This is a genomic window from Shewanella metallivivens (genome assembly GCF_028750675.1).
GTDB classification, from domain to species: domain Bacteria; phylum Pseudomonadota; class Gammaproteobacteria; order Enterobacterales; family Shewanellaceae; genus Shewanella; species Shewanella metallivivens.
In genome coordinates, this window is record NZ_JAQQPZ010000013.1 from 288,673 (window position 1) to 306,757 (window position 18,085).

Genomic DNA, 18,085 nt, shown 5'->3' on the forward strand with positions numbered 1-18,085 from the left:
TTAACAGCCCTCTAAACTGTTTATAAAAACTTCAATAGCATTGATCTTGCCAACCATTGTTGAACTTTGGTTTTTAGCCTGCATATACCGAGGGTAAAGTGTCGTTTTAGCCTCTGGATACTCGTTAATAAGCCGTTTAAACTCTTCAGCTTCACCAATCAGCCCAAGTAGATCTATCTGGTATTGATTAAGTGTTGCTTTTAGTTCATTTGAATTTGTCATGCTTGTTTTTACTTCACTCGGATGAATAACTTCAGACTTAGACTTACTGTCACTAAGGCGGTTTTCATCAAATTGTGCTGTTTTTGAAAACATTACTTTTTTACCTACAGCTACTTTTTCGAAAAACTGATACCGACACAATTTGTTGAGTGTTCTATGAACTAACTGAGTCGCTTGTTTGTTTTTTGAGGTAGGAGAAGCATCCAGAAACAATTTTTTCAGCTCAACAGCACTAATTTGTTGTAATTTTTTATCCTTCAAAATGTTGAGGATAACTTCATTTATACTGATAACAGATATCGTCACGTTAACTACCAATTTATAATAATTTCAATAAGTAAAGAGTTCATCCCTGGCGTTTTTTTGTGACATTCCATTGTTGTTTTTTTTATTCCAATAGCTTAATTTTTTTGTTTTAGTCTAAAAACTTGACAACAACAAACAAAAAGCTAAGGATTCCTTAGTATACCTTAAGGAAAAAAACTAAGACAATCTAAGTTATCTGGAATTAATAATAAAAATGAACTCGTGTCAGACAAACAGATCAATCCACTACCGCTTAGGCTTAAGCAAGCAAGAAAGGCTATGGGCATCAGCCAGAAACAGCTTGGCATTCAATTGGGCATGGAGCCAGGTACGGCGAGTGCGCGCATGAATCATTATGAGAAGGGCAAGCACACTCCTGACTACACCACCTTAAAAGCGATGGCCGATGAATTAGGTGTGCCTGTGGCTTACTTTTTTTGTGAATCAGAAAGCACAGCTAAGTTGCTGTGCTTGCTTGAAAAGATGACAGAGGAAGATAAGATCAAGTTACTTAATAATGTAAAAAAAAACCAAGTACCTTAATAAGGTAAGATACTAGAAAATATACAATTTTATGATAGATTTATACTAAATTGTTTAGTATAAATCTATCATATCTATTTTCCATTATTTCAACCCGCCTGTTAAAGAAATGTATTATTTCTAAGGTTTTTCTTCATCTATAAATGGATCTAAACGAGTTGAAGAATTTTGCTCATTCAATATTTTATTTTTCCACCACTTACTGAGTATTTCAGAAAGTTTTTTATAAATAATAATTAAATTTATTCCCCAGAATGTGCCTAAGATGTTCAATGAAAACATTATAACCGTTGCCAATCCTAGAATAACATTAGTTTCACCGTTAAAAACCTCTAATCCTTTCAGCGAACCATAGAAGCCTAAAATTAATAAAATTCCTAGTATAGCTGTTAATATTAATGAGAGTGTCCTGCTACTTTTATCAATAAAATACTCAAACTTAATTACCGTTTCGTCACTTTTCGATAATTTACTACTTACCGTAAATAGCTTTTCTTGCTCAAGAGTAATTGCACTAGCGACAGCTAAGTTCTTAGCTTCCTCTTTCTGCGCTTCAATACGTTTAACAATTTCCAATACACCTTCATCAGAAAAATCATCGCCGACCTCAATCGAGCAATCATTGACTTCTTTAAGTAGACTTTTATGATATCGAACTATTTCTACCGTTTCGTCATCAATCACTCCTTCTGCGTTTAATCTTTTAAATCTAGATAAAAAACTATCCCATACAGAATCTGATTTATTCAATGTCGCATATGCATGAGATACTAATGAATGAGTCGGTAAATCTTTATAATTATTTTGATGTTTTAACCAAAAAATAGTTGTTAACCAAGTATCTGAAATTACTATAGGGATACCAGAATCAATGTCAGATGAAAAAAACCTATTTGCGTGCTTAATTAACGAAGCATTTGGCGTTACAAACACTGAAAATTTATCATTAAGCGATTTAGTCACGGCCCCCGCTCTTGAATTATTGACTCTAGAAATACAAATGACATCGTGTTCAATGCTTTGCTTGGAAGTTGAGCTTACAGCTCGCATTCGTTTTAAGTGGCTTTCTAGTTCTTTTTCATCACATTGATGCTCTGGATTTATTTTCCATCCATATTTTACGTTGATACCTAACCCCGCTAGGTTTTTTTCGAGTAAGGCCTGTTGCGTTTCTAGTTGCGGGATATCAATATTTCTGCTTAATAAAAGATGAAGCGTTGCTGGATTAAAGTTATCTGCGCTACCTCTTTTCAAATCTCTTTTCCAAGCCTCAAACAACCCTTCAGTTTCTTTTAATGTTTTATCGAAAATATAAACATTAACTTCAAGTGATTGCAGCAGCTGTAGTAACTCTTGAATTGCATTTTTTGACAAATTACCATTATAGCCAAGCAACGCAACAATTAAAGGCGTGTCAAGATAAACACTTATATTATAATAAGTTTTCTTAGCTGAAACTTTCGCTTTCGTATCAGCAAAAAATAAATAATTTGCCAATACAACACCTTTGATAACTGTCTGCACCTCTTCCCAGTCTCTTGAGTTTTTTTGATAAAGATGAGCGATGTAACTAGCAACCAAATGAGATTCATTTTTAATATTGTTTTTTGAACTTCTCTTTGAAACAGCTTGTTTAGAAATTAACGACGCTACATTATTTTCAATAAAGGTAAGTAATATGTTCTCGGCATATTCTGCTGTAATTATTTTATCGAATGTTGAATTAGTGAACTCAATAAAATCAAAAATCACAGATGCCAATGCATCTTCGAGGTGAGCTTTGTTTTTTTCGTATTGCTCTCGAAAAGGAGTTAAATTTTCGCTTATGGGTACGTATAAATGATTCTCAATTTTAACAAGCTTATTTTTTTTGGCTCTCACTAATAGTACTTTGACAACTGCTTCTGGCGGCTTAAATCCAAACTTCTCTTTAAATTTATTTGCTAGAGAAGGTACATCAAAAGGATAGGCTTCAATCTCTAAGATAGTATTGGCTAAAAATGGAATATAGAGATCGATCTCATCTTTGAAATCATGAGCTTTTAATGATTCAAGTAATGCTAAATTGACAATTGCACTCATAAATTATCTAGTTCCTTTAAATTATTACAACAATTCAACACCTTAAAAGCTCCACCATCAAGCCGTCATTGGCTCTTCTTCAACCACAGCATTGGCATTCACTTTTCGTATCACCCCAAACAGTTCGACCACTTTGCCTTCGTCAAAAAAGCCGTAAGCGCTTTCGCCGTGGTAATCGGTAAATGGCGGTTCAAATATTTGGGCCATATCGAGTACGCCATTGTGAACAAGGTAATCAATTACTTGGTCAACAAAGTTAATTTGCTCGGCATTGTAAAGACCATCGTCTAAAAAGCTGCTGAAGGCTTCTTTAGCGGCATTAAGGTCAAGGCCTACCAATTGGCGAATAAATGCGCCTAAGGGCTTCTCTTGCAATATTTGATGGCGATAAGCCTCTACGTCACTCATGCCGCTTGCATCCAGCAGTAAGCCATCGAGTACATCTAAGTCGGCTTGGGTGATCGGCTTATTACGCTTTAGCTTTTGAATGGTTAACTGATCTTGGTGGTCTTTAATATACAGCTCAATTTTTTTACGATATTGGGCTAAGTCCATAGTTGGGCTTTGATAAACAGCGGTAACATCATGAACGCCTTGTACGTCATCTTCAAAGTTGGTGTACACCACTTCTTTTTTGTCTTTGTCTAAGGCGAACATTAAGTTGCGCAAACGTTTACGCATGTCTTCTAGTGTCACGACATGAATATCTTGCCAAAACTCGTGAGTTTGTATGTCTTGGATTAACTGCAACTGAGCTTGTACAGCTGGAATAGATGTTTTTGCCTCCAGCTGCTGAGCAAACTCCATTACTCTTAATCGACTTGGTTCTGGCACCATACCTTTTTCTAGCAAGGCCAATTGCATGGTTAAGATGATATTGTCAAAACGGTTCGACAAATTATTGGGCTGTTCATCCTGATTAAAGGCTTCTGCTTCAGTTGGCAGTACAGACACATGGCTTTCTAGTTCAGTAAACTTGGCATCATCAATATTATCCCAATAAGTTCGCTCTAAAAATGGCTCAACTGCTTGGCGTTTTGGCCTAACAATAAAGTTATCTAGGTTCATACCCGTGACTTGGTGATGCAACATATCAAGCTGATAGTTGTTTAAGCTACGCAATAAATTACAGTCTTCTGGGTGCTTGTCTTGATAATTGTCATCTTGCAGGCGGTCATTTAGCAAAGTGCTTAACTTCACGCGTTTTTCAAACACCTGCTGCATAACTGGTTTTGCGATACCTACTGGTAAACCTTCTGGATTAGCATCAAAGTACTCAAAATTTTGGCAGTAATCGAACACTTTAAAGGTGGTTTTATGATTCTCCTTATCAGAGCCTGGGCCAAATAAGTTTAGGCATAAACGGGTGCCGCGGCCAATCATCTGTGTGAACTTGACTCTTGAGCGGATAACCTTAAAGAACACCAAATTAACTACTTCTGGCACGTCAATACCCGTATCGAGCATGTCTACAGAAATCGCAATCCGGCAAGTTGGGTTTTTCGGGTCAAAGTCTTTGCGGTTGTTTTCATCACCGCTAAATTCATCAATTAAGCTTTGTGCATAGGTTTCTGAGTAAGTTATAACTCGTGCTAATTTTCCAGTCCATTTAGGATAGTTTTTATTGAAAATCTCTTGCAAAAATAAAGCATGAGGTTCATTGGCGGCAAATATGATGGTTTTACCAATCACGTCGCCACCTTCAACATGAATGCCGCCAAGTTCGTCTTTACTCATTAATTGAGCAAACATTTTTTCAGCAGTGTCTTCGTTGAATAAAAACTTGTTCACTTCAGACGGTAGCACTTCCTCGCGGTCCGTCAATTCAGCTTTGTCTTCCCACTCTTGCTTTTCTTCATCCGACAATTCTTGGTATTTAACCCCATCACGTAAAAACTTAGTCGCAACCGATATTTTGGTTGGAGGTACTAAGTATTTTTGGGCGTAGGCTTTTTCATCTTCATAGGCGTAGGTCGGCATGCCTTTTTGCAAGTCAAAAATGCTATAGGTATCTTTTTCAACTTCATCTTTTGGGGTGGCGGTTAAGCCCACTAACAAGCCGTCAAAATACTCAAAAATTTGCCGATACTTTGAATACACAGAGCGATGGGCCTCATCGACAATGATTAAATCAAAATGACCTACACCAAATGGGCGCTCATCTGCGCCACGGTCGAGTAGGTTTTTCATGGTGGGATAAGTGGCAAAATACAAACGGCTTTCAATGCTGTCTTTGCTTTGGCCAGAGCTTAACATAGCGCAACTCACGCGGGGTAATAGCCTAACGAAGTTCTTTTTCGCTTGAGTTAATAAGGCATTGCGGTCGGCTAAAAATAAGATGTTTTTAATCCAATCGTTTTTAACCAGCAAATCAACCAGGCTTATTACGGTACGCGTTTTACCTGTACCGGTTGCCATGACGAGCAGAGCTTTGCGTTGATGTTCTAATTCGAAGTCCTGCAAAATATGAGTAATTGCCGCTTTTTGATAGTGACGGTTAGTGATGTCGTTATTGATATCAAGGTTTTCAGTTTCAACCAGCGGGGTGTCATTGCCCGTCATAAAAAATGCTTTACGATCGCTGCGACGCTTTATCATTAACTCAAGTTCAGCTTTGGTATAAAAACCTTGTACCTTACGAGGCGGATAAAAATAGTCATCCCACAAACGAGTTTCATAGCCATTGCTGTAAAATATCACTGGGCGCACGCCACACTGCTTTTGTAAGCAATCGGCATACAGTTTGGCTTGCTGCTGACCGTCTTCTGGGCGGCGACTGGTACGTTTGGCTTCTACCACTGCCAGAGCTGTGCCGTCATCACCCCAGAGCACATAATCCACAAACCCATTACCATTCGGGTTAGCGGTCGATATTGGCATGCTGTTAACTGGATATTCGCGGTCGCGCGTTTGGTTTAATGGCCAACCTGCTTCATTAAGCAGGGCATCGATTAAGTAATGACGGGTTTCGGCTTCGTTATAGTCGTGGGTATCCTGTTGTATATCTGCACTTTGTTTGGCTTTGGCTATTTGCTCAAGCAGGGCTTGGTTTTGCGCTTTTAACGCAGCGTTTTCACTTAGCTGTTGCAGATACTCATCACGCTTAACACTGTCACTTTCAGCCAGCTGTTTTTCGAGATCTTGCACCCGCTTAATGCTACTCATCGCCTTAGTTACAAGGCCTGCATCAATGGCAAGCTTGTGGGGGATTAATGCTTCATCAAACGGCGCTACGGTAAATTGCTGTCTGTCTAGCCCTGGAGTATAGGTGCGAGCACACCAGTACAATACATGGTGCAGCTCTTTTACCGATTGTAAGGCATCACGTTGTGGCAGTGCGCTTTTGCCGTGTACGGCCTCGTTACCGATTTTGATAATCAGTTTAAGCTTAGGGAACAAGTTACTACTTAAGTTTTGCTTAAAACCTTGCTCATGGATAAGCGACATTAAAGTTGCATCATGGCGTGGGCGTTTTAGCCAGTTATCTATGTCAAATACGGTTTCAACCATTAATTCCAAGGCATTACGGGCATAAAAGCCGGCAATACGTGGGTCGGTTTTTATGTTGGCTTCAGCGCTTTTAGCCCGCAGCTGTATTTCAGCGCAGCGCATAGAATACAGATCATTGCCTGCTCCGCTTGCAATCGCCACATCCATAAAGTCAAAATTGCTAATGCCAAGAGAGCTAATGCCAAAAGCGCTAGCGCCATGAGTGGCAGTGGAAGCTGGAGGTTGGACCGTATCTGACATGTAAGTTCCTTTTACATCTTATTAAGTGTTAGCGTTATCGAGATTAAGTTCGCCGTTGAACGCTTTTTGCATCAGAGAGCTAAAATTTAGTTCTTGTTCGATCTTTAACTGTTTCAAACAATTGATTTGGGCATCAAGCTCTTCTCTAAACTTCATATATTTCAATTGTTCATTCATTGGTGGATAAGGGAATTCTAAATTATCCAAAATACCAGTATTCATGTGGGAGAATGAGCCGTCATCCCCAACCTTTAAACGCTTCAATCTCGTTTTACAGTATGTCATTAAACATACAAAATATAATGGTAAAAGATCTTCCCCAAATCTAACTCTAATAAGGTTTGTGCTAATAATAGAACGATCATATTTAGATAATACAACCCCCATTTTCCCAACAGTACCAGCGCGAGATATTATGACATCCCCTTGTAGTACATTATAAGCTTCTAAATTTTGGTACTTTTTTTCTGTAATCCATAGTGATGGGCTATCAATAAACTCTCCAGTTAAAGAGATATTACTCATATTCCATACAGGTACTCCTGAATCAACAAACTCATCTTTTTTTAATGCTGAGCCGAAAGGACCACATTTTGTCCCTGTTTTTGCTGAAGCATAGAACTCATTTAAAGTACGAACACGCCATCCTTTCGGGTTAATTAATGGATCACCAAACATCTCAATAAACACTGACTGGGCGAGGCTGTTTAGCTCTTGCTCCATTTGCCGGCAGTCTTTACGCAGTTGGTCGGCTTTTTCTAACACCGCCGCAATTTGCTTTTGGGTTTCTAGTGGTGGGAGTGGGATTTCCAATTCTGCCATTTTCTTTTTATTTAAAGTGGCTCCCATAACAGCACGATCAGTACTCTTGCCTGAATCCATTTGCAATAATGCAAAATATAAATACTCTTCACATAATTCAACGTCTTTCTTGATAGGCATTGCTGCAATAGCTTCATTATGAAACATGTCTATTTCAGCAAACCCAACTTTACCAATGCTTAGTTTGAAGCTAAATAAGACGGTGCCCTTTTTAGCTATTTTGCATTTTGTTTCTTTCACAGCAAATTCGGTAATCTGTTCGGCAGTTTTGGATAAGAGCTTGCCTTGATTCATATCTCTAATCGACAGCCATGAAACACCTTCTCCCCAATACTCGGGGTTATCGCGCGAAGGAGTCCGGCCGATGTTTATATCAACAAGATCTTGAAGCTTAACTAAAGGCCAACTCACAACAATTTCTCCAACTCTTGCACACCCTTCGTCATCTTCTCTTGCAGGGTTTTAATTCGCGCTAAAATCACTTTTGGCGAGTCGTACTGCACTTCTTCATAAATTACTTTTTTATAACGATTCAGGCTTAAATCGCAGTCGTTGTCGGTAATGTTAGCGACCGGCACCATAAAGCTTTGTTCGGTGGTTTTGCGGTTGTGCTCTGGGCTGGCAAGGTTTGGCGTACCGTCTGGATTGGTTAAGCTTAAGTAACGGGCAATGATATCGGCGATATTACTTTGCTCGTGGGTAGGTTCAGCTCCATCCTTAAACAGTGGAGTACGTTTGTCGTCAAGCGAGAAACCATCGGCTTGCATATCATAAAACCACACTTTGTCGGTGCCGCCAGAGTTGGTTTTAGTGAAGATTAAAATGGCAGTGCTGACACCGGCATAAGGCTTAAATACCCCTGATGGTAATGAGATAACCGCTTCGAGCTTTTGCTCGTTAACGATTTTTTCGCGAATGCTTTTGTGGGATTTAGTCGAGCCGAATAATACTCCGTCTGGCACGATAACCGCAGCACGGCCACCGACTTTTAGCATACGTAAAATCAGCGCTAAAAATAATAATTCAGACTTTTCGGTTGGGCCTTTGGCTTTAACTTCAACTTGTATCTCGTTACCGTTTTCATCGATTTCAGTTTTGTACTTTGGCGCGGCTTTTTTGGCGGCTGGGTTTTTACCTAAAGCGCGCAGTAAGTCAGGGGCGACGATATCAAAATCGACCGAGCCTTTAAACGGCGGGTTAGCCAAAATTAAGTTATAAGCCTCACTGATATTGGCATCGCCTTGGTCTTGTAAGCTGTCGCGATACAATACGCTTGGGTTTTCGATGCCGTGCAGTAGCATGTTCATGGCGCCAATCCGCAACATGCTTTTGTCAAAGTCGAAACCGGTGAACATGGCATTGTTCACATGTTTACGGTTTTCTGGCTTGTTGACCTCTTGCTTGTAGTTGTTTTCAACGTATTCTAGTGCCGCCATTAAAAAGCCGCAGGTGCCTGATGATGGATCACAAATGGTGTCGCCCAGTTTTGGCTGCATTAGCTCAACCATCATTTGGATTAGATTGCGCGGGGTGCGGAACTGGCCGTTTACACCCGATTGCTGCAACTTGCTCAGCAGGTATTCGTATAAGTCGCCTTTGGTGTCTTTGTCGTCCATGTTGATGGCGCTAAGCAGCTGCACTACTTGGTCGAGCAACTTAGCTGACGGGATCATAAAGATGGCGTCTTTCATGTGCTCGGCAAAGCTACCTTCATTGTGTAGGGCTTTGATTTTAGGAAACACCTGATTTTGGACTATATCCATCATCACGTTAGGATCTTTATCTTTAAAGTTGTTCCAGCGCAGCGCTTGCTCGTCAGGGCCAAAAGTGGGGTTAGCAATAGGAATGCCAGTGGCCTGTGCGCGGCGCTCAGCGGTACGTTGTAGCTCGTCTAAACGGCGAATAAATAACAGATAAGAGATTTGCTCAATTACCGAGATAGGATTGGCGACACCGCCGGTCCAAAACATGGTCCACACTTGGTCGATTTGATTACGTATTTTGCCAGTTAACATTGATTCTCTCTTGGGCTTTGGCGTGGCGTGTTGATATGGCCACGTAAAAATGTACTTAAGTGTTACGCCATGAGGCTTAACACTTTTATTTGCTTATAAGCGCTATCATATAAGGCTTATTGAGCTTAGGTAAACGTTTAAAATCATATTGATTAAATATTAGTAAGTTATGGTTTTAATTTATGTTTTGGCTAATGCTTTTGGTTGATAGTTTGTCTAGTCAAAATGAAGAACAAGGCGGTTAATCGCACTTATGATATCGATTCTTGTTTGAAATGTGGTTTGTTGTTTCTATTCATTTTCTAATTGTATGGCCAATGCGATTCGCTCCCGTAAAAATGTTTTTCGGTTAAGTGCTATTGAGCCGCGCCTCATGGCTTGCTCTACCACAGTCTGGCATCCCATTAAAACAAGCCTTTCACTCGGTCTGGTTGATGCTGTATATAGTAAAGTTTGATCTATCATTCGTTCCGCTTCTTGAGGAAGCATGACAAAGCACGTTGGCCACTGTGAACCTTGTGATTTATGAATAGTGATGGCATAACCTAGCTGAAGTTTTGCAAGCACATCAACGGTGAGGTTTATCGATACGTGATTTACTTCAATAACGCCGACTGCACCATTTTCATCTTGTTGCTCAAACACTTCAGTTACAATACCTAAGTCACCATTTCGCAGATCTGCGGCATCATCGTAATTATTAGCGATAACCAGAATTGGATCACCTAACAAAATTTTGGTTCCTGTCGATGTAACCCAAGGGATCCAACCTCTTGAAGCATCTTGGAAATAGATTGCTTTTCTGGCATGGCCAACAGATGTTTGAAGCTCAATATTTAGATTATCGACGCCAAACTCACCTTTTCTAACTGGTGATAAAACAATGCTTTGTTCAATACCACCTGACTCTCGCCAAAGTGTTATCAACCTGCTCACTGAGGGATTTCTTTCAATAGAGCAATCGCTACTTTCACTCAGTGTATTTTTAGTATCCTGAGGGATCTGCAATACTCGATTTCTAACTGAAGTAGCAAAACTGTGTATGCCACTATCAGCACTTTGACGTTTTACTTGGGACAAATTGAAGAATGGAATTTGTGTATCTGTTAATGCCTGGAATACTAATCCATTACCCACTGGCGGTAGTTGAGACGTATCACCCACAAAAATTAGCCTTGTAGCATCGGGCAATATCCCGATTAGACGATACATCGACAACAAATCAACCATTGATGACTCATCAATAATTAGCAATATTTGTTCAGGTAGCTTGGGCTTGTTATCGCCTATATGCTCTCCAACAAACTTGGCAATGGTTGAGGCAGGTCTTTGTGTACTTTCCGCCATACGCTGAGCAGCACGCCCTGCTAGCGCAACCTGATAGCACTGCAAGCCCTCAGACACTCGATCATATACTCCCAAAATAGCTTTAAGTATTGTCGTTTTTCCTGTGCCGGCTCCGCCAGATATACCGCAGATAGGTGATAAAACGGCCCCAACTATAGCATTTCGTTGATCAACTGTTAGTTCAAAATCCAACGTGGTTTCGTACTCTGCCAATGCAGAAAACACTAGATCGTTTGATAAGCCAGTCTCCCAGGACGCTAACAATGAACCGTCGCCCTTTTTTCGTTGATGTGCATCAACAAAAAACTGAGCGACAGACGCCTCCATCAACGCTTTACCATAAACCTGGTAGCCACTACTCACCTGAATTAAAAATCCTTGTTCACAGGCAATGTCACCAATATTTTCAGGTGGATTAGATTTCATTAGCTTGCTGTATTCTTTAATCAGCTCTACTTGAGTAATTACAGTGGAACCTGTTTTATTTGCATAATTAATAGCTGCATGCTGAGTAATTCCAGCCACAACAACTTCATCTTCCAAGGTGAAGCCAAGCTTATTTGCTAATTTTGAGACCTGATCAAATGAAGCTCCCATTGCTACTAATAAAAACGGGTGCTCTTTGACTTTATCTATCGCGTACTCACCAAAAATTGCGACTAACTTCTCACCGAACCCTAAAGGTAAACACTGCTCTTCAAGCCAGTTAATCGTGTTATAAAGAGCCGAGCTAGGCCAGTTGTCCAATAAATCTCTTACACGAGATTCTGTCATACCCGCAATGTTTAGCAGTGCTTGTTTATCTTGTTGAATAATTAGCTGAGTAAGCTGTTTATTTCTTACTAGTCGATTAGCGATGACACTGCCAATTCCTTTAATATTACTGCTTATCCAACGAGATAAAATCCTACCTGATGGTTTCAGGAACTTAATATTGGCAGCATCTATTGTGTATTCACTCAACGAAAAGTCATTTACTACGAAATGATTAAGTCGCTCTTTACCTGATACCTCCCACAAGCTGCCTATTGTAGCGGTATCTTTAGCATGCTCGGGGAACTTAACGACCGTTGTTTTATCGCGTTTTTTTATTGAACCGTCAACGTTGATCAAATCAACTGTTGCGTATGAGTTTGATCGTTGTTTTTTGACTTGAATGATTTGGCGTAGATGGATAACTTCATTCATATCTTGAATCCTGCCGCTCCAGATTGGATCAGGTTCTGCTGTTTTTTAAATTTGGTCAGTTCACGCTGAAGCTGTCGATTCTCAGCTTCTAATTCAACTATTCGCTGTGTCAGAGCATTATTGCTCATTGACACCATATTAGTTTGCTTTTCAGCTCTTTCTCGTGCGGCTTCATGAGACTTTTTATCTTCATCAATTTTCCGAAACCAATAGCCGTCAGCTTCTTCAATAAGTGTTCTGACGGCTTTATTTTGGGTGCATACTGACTTAGCAAAGCCAAGTTCCTCAGCCAAAACTCTACGATTAACCTTACCGCTATATTCATACTCATCCCAATCTCGAGCGGCGTTTCGTTCATTAATCCACGCTTGTACTAATTTGAGATTTTCTTGAGCAATTTGTTGTCCACTCTTGCCTTTGATCATCGTCTATCAACTTCTGGAAGAGGCTTGTCCAATCGTTGATTAAGCACTTTCATATCGACATTGGGCATCATGTAAGCGTTATGTTGCCAGCGCACAAATTGCTCTAATAAACTTTCGTTTTGCTTCTCTAGACGTTCAACTTTAGCTTCAAGAATAGAAATCTGCTCCTTTGCAAACTCAAGAGTGACATCCTTTTCGGTACTATTTAACTGCTCCTTTAAGCTATCTTTCCTATTATTAAAGGCTTCTACTAGAGCAGGATATGAGAGCAGCGTATGTCGACTGACACTCTCTTCTCCTAGGACTTTTGCAAGCTGTGCCGCAAAACTATTCCATGTTAACTTTCCTGACCATTTATCAAGTTCATGCAATGCTACAGGCAGTGTTTTTTCTGTGATTATCTTTTTAGGCATTTTCGATCCCCAACAACATTGCTACCGTTGACTCTTCAACAAGATCTTGACTGCTAACCTTTATGTCAAAATCTTTTTGTTCTAGCGCTCGTTTTACTGGGCTTGGATCATGCTCAGGCGGGATCCATAAGATTGCACCTTCTGGTGTATCTTCTGATTCAAGTCGCTCACGTTGTGTACGAATATGTGCTAGCTTCCAGCCCAAATGTGAAACCCATATGTCAGCACCAAAAACACTGTCAGATTTATCTTCTGTAGCCTTGATGAATTGAGACTCCACATGCTTTTCAAGCCTAATAATTCGTTCAAGTGTTTCAGGCATACCCTTAATGCAAGCATGCTCTTTACATGTCATACACTCACCACCTTTTGTGCAAGGGGACATGGCATAATCATGAACACACATTCCATATTCTGTCACATCTGCTATACCGATTCGATTTACACCTAAGTCTTTGTAACTGACTGGCAAATTCAACTTTATGGCCTCTAATGCTGTAGGCCTTTCATTAAACTCAACAATACTCCTCGCTTGCTGTTCACGTTCATCCTTTGTACGTAAATCATAGTGGCGATTATCATTGATTCGAGCCCGACCAGCCCATCTGGCAAGCTGCCATGCATCCATTCCTCCCCGTTCGGCATTAGTTGATAACCAAACTCGAATTTGGTGAGACGTTAGACGAATATCTGAACCATCTTCATCCTTATAACCCATACGTTGAAACAAGGTTTCTGGTGGATTTTTAAGTTTATCCCTGACGGCTAATTGAGCATTTAATTCATTTACACTTGGCAGCCGCCATGAAAATTCTCTGACTTTAAATTCTTTGTGAAATTCACGATCACGTATTATGACTAAAGATTCCCAAATAGGACGCTTGATGGATGTAAGATTAGGCCAATCACTGTTTTGATACTCTGAAGCTACAAATCCCGCTAGATCTCTATATGTCGGCTCACCATTTGCTAGTAATGATTGCACCCACTTGCTTTCGTGCGCGCCAACAATGTGCCAAGCTGACGCATTGCTAAAATTAATCGTTTTGTTCTCCATTCTCGATATTGTATCGTCACTAAAACTCATGGCATGTGCAAATTGATAAGCATTTAATGGTGTGTTCTCCCCGAAATAATGTGAAGTACAACAGCGATTATGTCGCATAAAAACATCCGGATTATCGTAAGAAAACTTTGCAGCTTCTCTTGCAGGCTTTCCTATTTCAATCAAAATTTTATGGGCTTCAATTACTGTTTCCTCTAATACTTTTGGTACCCATTTAACAGTGAAACCAAAGCCTTTTTCGCCATACCATCTCACACCAAGTGCTCCATTTTCGCCTCGGTGCAAACAGTCAACTGTTAGCCCTGTCAGCTCACCCGCTCTACCAGGTGCAAACATCAATAAAGTAATAACACTAGACCAATACTTATCCTCTACGGTTTCTGCATTTGCAAAACAATCGGCAAGTGCAAGCATCTGATGCATACTTGGGCAACGAGTATCTTGCCATTTACGAGATTCCTTATCGGTTCGCTCAGCTTTTGCAGCAACCTTAGGCCACGGGTTTTTCCATGATTGAAGAGCGGGAACAAATCGCTTATCTCTGATAAAGTTGAGCAATATTTCAACTTGATAACCTACTTTATTTCTTCGGTCTTTGTTGGTAACTCGTTTCTTAATTAATGCTTCTAATTCACCAATAACTAAGCCATCAGTTTGTAGGACATTGGTAACACCATGAACCTCACTTAAGGCATCATGTAACATCCGAAGTGCCACCATTTTATTCGTTACACTTGATACGGCTTTTATACTCTGGTTGTATCGAATATAGGCTTTAGCGAAAGATAAATAAGGCTCGTTTAACGGATCAAAGTTGGCAGGGTTAGACTTTTCTCTATACTTTGAGAAAGTCATGGCAATATAACGGTTTTTTTGTTTATGTTGCCAATTATTATTTTGCCAGCCACCTTGATCTTCATAGAGAGTTAGATTATCTCTACAGTGCTCAATAAAATTTTCTAAATTTTTCTGTGCAGCTATCTCATTTTTTGGTTGAAAATGAATAATATCAGCCATTTACAAATCCCCCTCAGATGAAGCCTGCTTGCACATTATAATAACTTGTTGGACTGCCAATAAAAGTCGATCTGTAGATTGGATAACGTTTTTTGAGACGCTAAGTTCTTGCTGTTTTTTTCTTTCCGCAAGGATTTCATTAAGCACTTCTTCGTGAGGTGCCTCTAACCATGGTTGAAAACTAGAACAGGTATAACAAGCTCGATATCCAGAGGCACAAAAAGCATAAGTTCCGCAGTTACCAACATTATCAGACTTGCCATTTTTAACTCGACTATTAGGATCATTTGCTCTAACAGCATCACGCTCTGATGCAATGAGCTTTCCAGCAAAAGCTTGAGCGAGTGTAGCCAGCATTGGAGCCATGATTTCATCAATTTGCTTAGCCGTTTCTTCTGTATTTTCGCAGTAAATGCCAACTTGCTGTGTATCTGATTGATCGAGCGCAGCAGCTAAAGATACCCCTCTTATGCCTCTTCGTGCCAAATTTGTCGCTTTGGTATATCTAAAACGAGAGGCTGTAAAGTTAATGTAATCACCTGTTCGCTCAGAGTAGGCTGTATTTTTAACCGATACCCCACGTAATATTTCTTGAGCTAATTTAGTAGTCATATGTAAATAATCAGGAGTTTTAGTCAGTATTGACTTTAATGCCTCAAGACCAGTTAACTCATCGACTCTAGGTTCCTCCAAAAATATTGGAATCTGCTCACGCAATGTCGATGGTAGTGTTCTACCTAATTGGGACTCTACATATTGAATTGATTTGTTACGCTGATTATGGAGAAGAAGATACAGATCTTCATTAATTGGTAATGGAGTAAATTGCCCACGGAATTCTGTATCATGCTGTTTAGCTCTGGGACAGTTAATAACATAATCATTGCCGTTTTCATCTTCCCGAACGACCAAATCAACTGAACGCAATGCGCGAATTTGTACGTATCTTCGTCCTGTCAAAGCTAATGACATAAAGCAACTGTACTCTTTTAAATTTAACAAGCTTTGCGTGAATGCATTAGAGGCCCAGTCTATTAACGCGCCAAGCTCGTTGTGAGTCAAAGGGCCAGAGTATGGACAAGCCCCCTTAACAGCATTGCCTTTGGGATTGCCTTTTAATATAAGTTCTTCTAAGTAATCTGCAACCTCACTGGTAATACCTTTGAAGCCCCACTCGTACCAAGCAAGCAAGAAACCTTTAAGTGCCCCTAACTTGTATTCGTTAGCGTCATTTAAAGAAGCACGGTAGTTGACTAGACTAACCAGAGTTACTGTTCTAGTTCCAGTAAATCTGAAATAAGCAGAAAAATAGTAAACCATGTTATATGTGTGCTTAGCTGATAACTCTTCCGCATATCGACACACGGTCCTTCTAAAACCCAATGCTGTATCTTTATCTATATCGGCTAATTGGTTGAAGTTAATCACTGTTGAGCCATCTAGCCTCCACTCAGAATCGAAGAAATAAAATGGGTAGCCACTTTTAGTGGTGTGCAAGCTTCCTAAGCTGGCACTGTGTTTTAATTGCATACTACTTATCCTTCTTTGCTCGCTTAGCCCAATGATCCATATCTTCTTTCATAACTCTGTCGGCTTCCTCTCTAATATGCCTCAAGTTGTATGTTTCAGCCGTTTTATCGGAACTCCAACCATTTAACTCCTTACGGATTTGAATTTCCTTTTTTTCATTAATTGGTTGAATATCAGGATTTTCTTTAGCAGCCTTGTTAACAGCATCAATTTTTTTTGAGAGCTTGTAATTAAAATTGTGACGAAAACCATGCCTTGTAATATCTTCAAGTAGTTCGGGATAAATAGCTATTGCAGGCTTTAACACTCGGTTGACAAAAGTGCTGTTGGAAATTGGTTTACCATGATGTTCACCATATTTGTGTGTTACAAACAAATAAGGATGTTTTCTAGCTGATGGTATGTTGGATCGCTTATCCATTATGTATTCACGTAGCCTATTTGTTATGACTTTATTTACCGGAATTACGCGCTCATTTGTTTTTGCTACAGGTTGTTTCTTACGTGGATCTTCAATCGCATCATGTCTGCGAACAACTGATATAGTCCCTTTTTGGAAATCTATATCTCGAATCTGCAATGCTAGTATTTCACCAGCTCGCATCCCGGTTGCTTCCATGACTTCAAAAATTATTGCATTACGGAATTTAACATCTTCACCTTTAAATGGATTATCTGGTGAAGATTCTCTTGTAATACTTAATATCCTTTCAAACGCTTTTGGTGGCGGTGCTTTTGTGTTTGGATTAGCAGCGAGCCCCTTCCCTTTACTACCTTTGGGTTTATTGGCTAGTAATGATTTACTCATAGCTTCAATATCATTTGAAACTTTTTCTTCGATCAGCTGAGTTTTAAGAATGGTTCGAGCAGTAAAGCATAGAAAGGCAGCAATCTGAGTTAATCGGTTTGCTGCATGATTATTAGAAACTCTTTGAATTGGTGTAACGCTTGCCGTTGAAGCAGAAGCAAACTTAACAACATTTTTTTCTGATGACTTAAGCCACTTTTTTAAGCTTCTTGTATCTAAAATGCAGTGATCACGTATTGAATAGATATCTTCATCCGTTAACAACTTGCCTTGATGAAATTCAGCTACTAGATCTCGATTATTAATACTTTCCCACAATTGTAAATGAACCAAGTGGGCAAGAGAGTTTGAAATTGCAGATTGAGTATGCGTCGTTCTTAACTTTTCAGTAACGTACAAAGTTACCCAATAGTTAGGCATTCCCCCCTCTTCAATCAGGATTGGATAACGCTCACCATTACTAAAAATAAGATCTCTAATTTTCGACATATGACGCACCTATTATCTACATATATTTATGTATAATTCCTAGATGAATTTTTGTCAACACA

General features: G+C 39.7%; 12 protein-coding genes. 1 reads left to right on the forward strand and 11 read right to left on the reverse strand.

From position 1 onward, the window contains the following. The gene (locus PQR79_RS14015) at positions 1-528 is read right to left on the reverse strand and encodes a VspR family transcription factor (protein ID WP_238103203.1); all 528 of its coding nucleotides are present in this window, start codon (positions 526-528) and stop codon (positions 1-3) included. Between the two features lie 222 nt (positions 529-750). Here PQR79_RS14015 and PQR79_RS14020 point away from each other — a divergent pair, with 222 nt between their 5' ends. Further along, positions 751-1,071 (forward strand): helix-turn-helix domain-containing protein, encoded by a 321-nt coding sequence (locus PQR79_RS14020; protein ID WP_238103201.1) that lies wholly within the window; start codon positions 751-753, stop codon positions 1,069-1,071. Between the two features lie 120 nt (positions 1,072-1,191). Here PQR79_RS14020 and PQR79_RS14025 read toward each other — a convergent pair whose 3' ends face one another. The 10 genes from PQR79_RS14025 to PQR79_RS14070 form a co-directional block, all read right to left on the reverse strand. Beyond that, on the reverse strand, positions 1,192-3,153 hold the full coding sequence (locus PQR79_RS14025) for a hypothetical protein (protein ID WP_238103199.1): 1,962 nt from the start codon (positions 3,151-3,153) through the stop codon (positions 1,192-1,194). 57 nt (positions 3,154-3,210) lie between these two features. Beyond that, entirely contained in the window at positions 3,211-6,903 is a 3,693-nt protein-coding gene (locus PQR79_RS14030) for a DEAD/DEAH box helicase family protein (RefSeq protein WP_238103197.1), read from the reverse strand. A 21-nt stretch (positions 6,904-6,924) separates the two neighbouring features. Beyond that, positions 6,925-8,136 carry a restriction endonuclease subunit S gene (locus tag PQR79_RS20300; RefSeq protein WP_238103196.1) on the reverse strand — a complete coding sequence of 404 codons (1,212 nt, stop codon included), beginning with the start codon at positions 8,134-8,136 and terminating at the stop codon, positions 6,925-6,927. Next, positions 8,133-9,740: a type I restriction-modification system subunit M gene (locus PQR79_RS14040; RefSeq protein WP_238103194.1), complete on the reverse strand. Its 1,608-nt coding sequence runs from the start codon at positions 9,738-9,740 to the stop codon at positions 8,133-8,135. Before PQR79_RS14040 ends, PQR79_RS20300 begins: the two co-directional genes overlap by 4 nt. A gap of 291 nt (positions 9,741-10,031) precedes the next feature. After that, the gene (locus PQR79_RS14045) at positions 10,032-12,275 is read right to left on the reverse strand and encodes an AAA family ATPase (protein WP_238103193.1); all 2,244 of its coding nucleotides are present in this window, start codon (positions 12,273-12,275) and stop codon (positions 10,032-10,034) included. After that, complete coding sequence (locus PQR79_RS14050) at positions 12,272-12,700, reverse strand: VPA1267 family protein (protein ID WP_238103191.1); 429 nt, start codon at positions 12,698-12,700, stop codon at positions 12,272-12,274. The genes PQR79_RS14045 and PQR79_RS14050 overlap by 4 nt, the downstream gene beginning before the upstream one ends. Beyond that, positions 12,697-13,113 carry a hypothetical protein gene (locus PQR79_RS14055; protein ID WP_220776953.1) on the reverse strand — a complete coding sequence of 139 codons (417 nt, stop codon included), beginning with the start codon at positions 13,111-13,113 and terminating at the stop codon, positions 12,697-12,699. The genes PQR79_RS14050 and PQR79_RS14055 overlap by 4 nt, the downstream gene beginning before the upstream one ends. After that, entirely contained in the window at positions 13,106-15,196 is a 2,091-nt protein-coding gene (locus PQR79_RS14060) for a hypothetical protein (RefSeq protein ID WP_238103190.1), read from the reverse strand. The genes PQR79_RS14055 and PQR79_RS14060 overlap by 8 nt, the downstream gene beginning before the upstream one ends. Then, positions 15,197-16,726, reverse strand: a complete 1,530-nt coding sequence (locus PQR79_RS14065) for a site-specific integrase (RefSeq protein ID WP_238103189.1) — start codon at positions 16,724-16,726, stop codon at positions 15,197-15,199. A 1-nt stretch (position 16,727) separates the two neighbouring features. Beyond that, a complete protein-coding gene (locus tag PQR79_RS14070; protein WP_238103188.1) occupies positions 16,728-18,023 on the reverse strand; it encodes a tyrosine-type recombinase/integrase in 1,296 nt (431 codons plus the stop codon). Between the last annotated feature and the right edge of the window lie 62 nt (positions 18,024-18,085).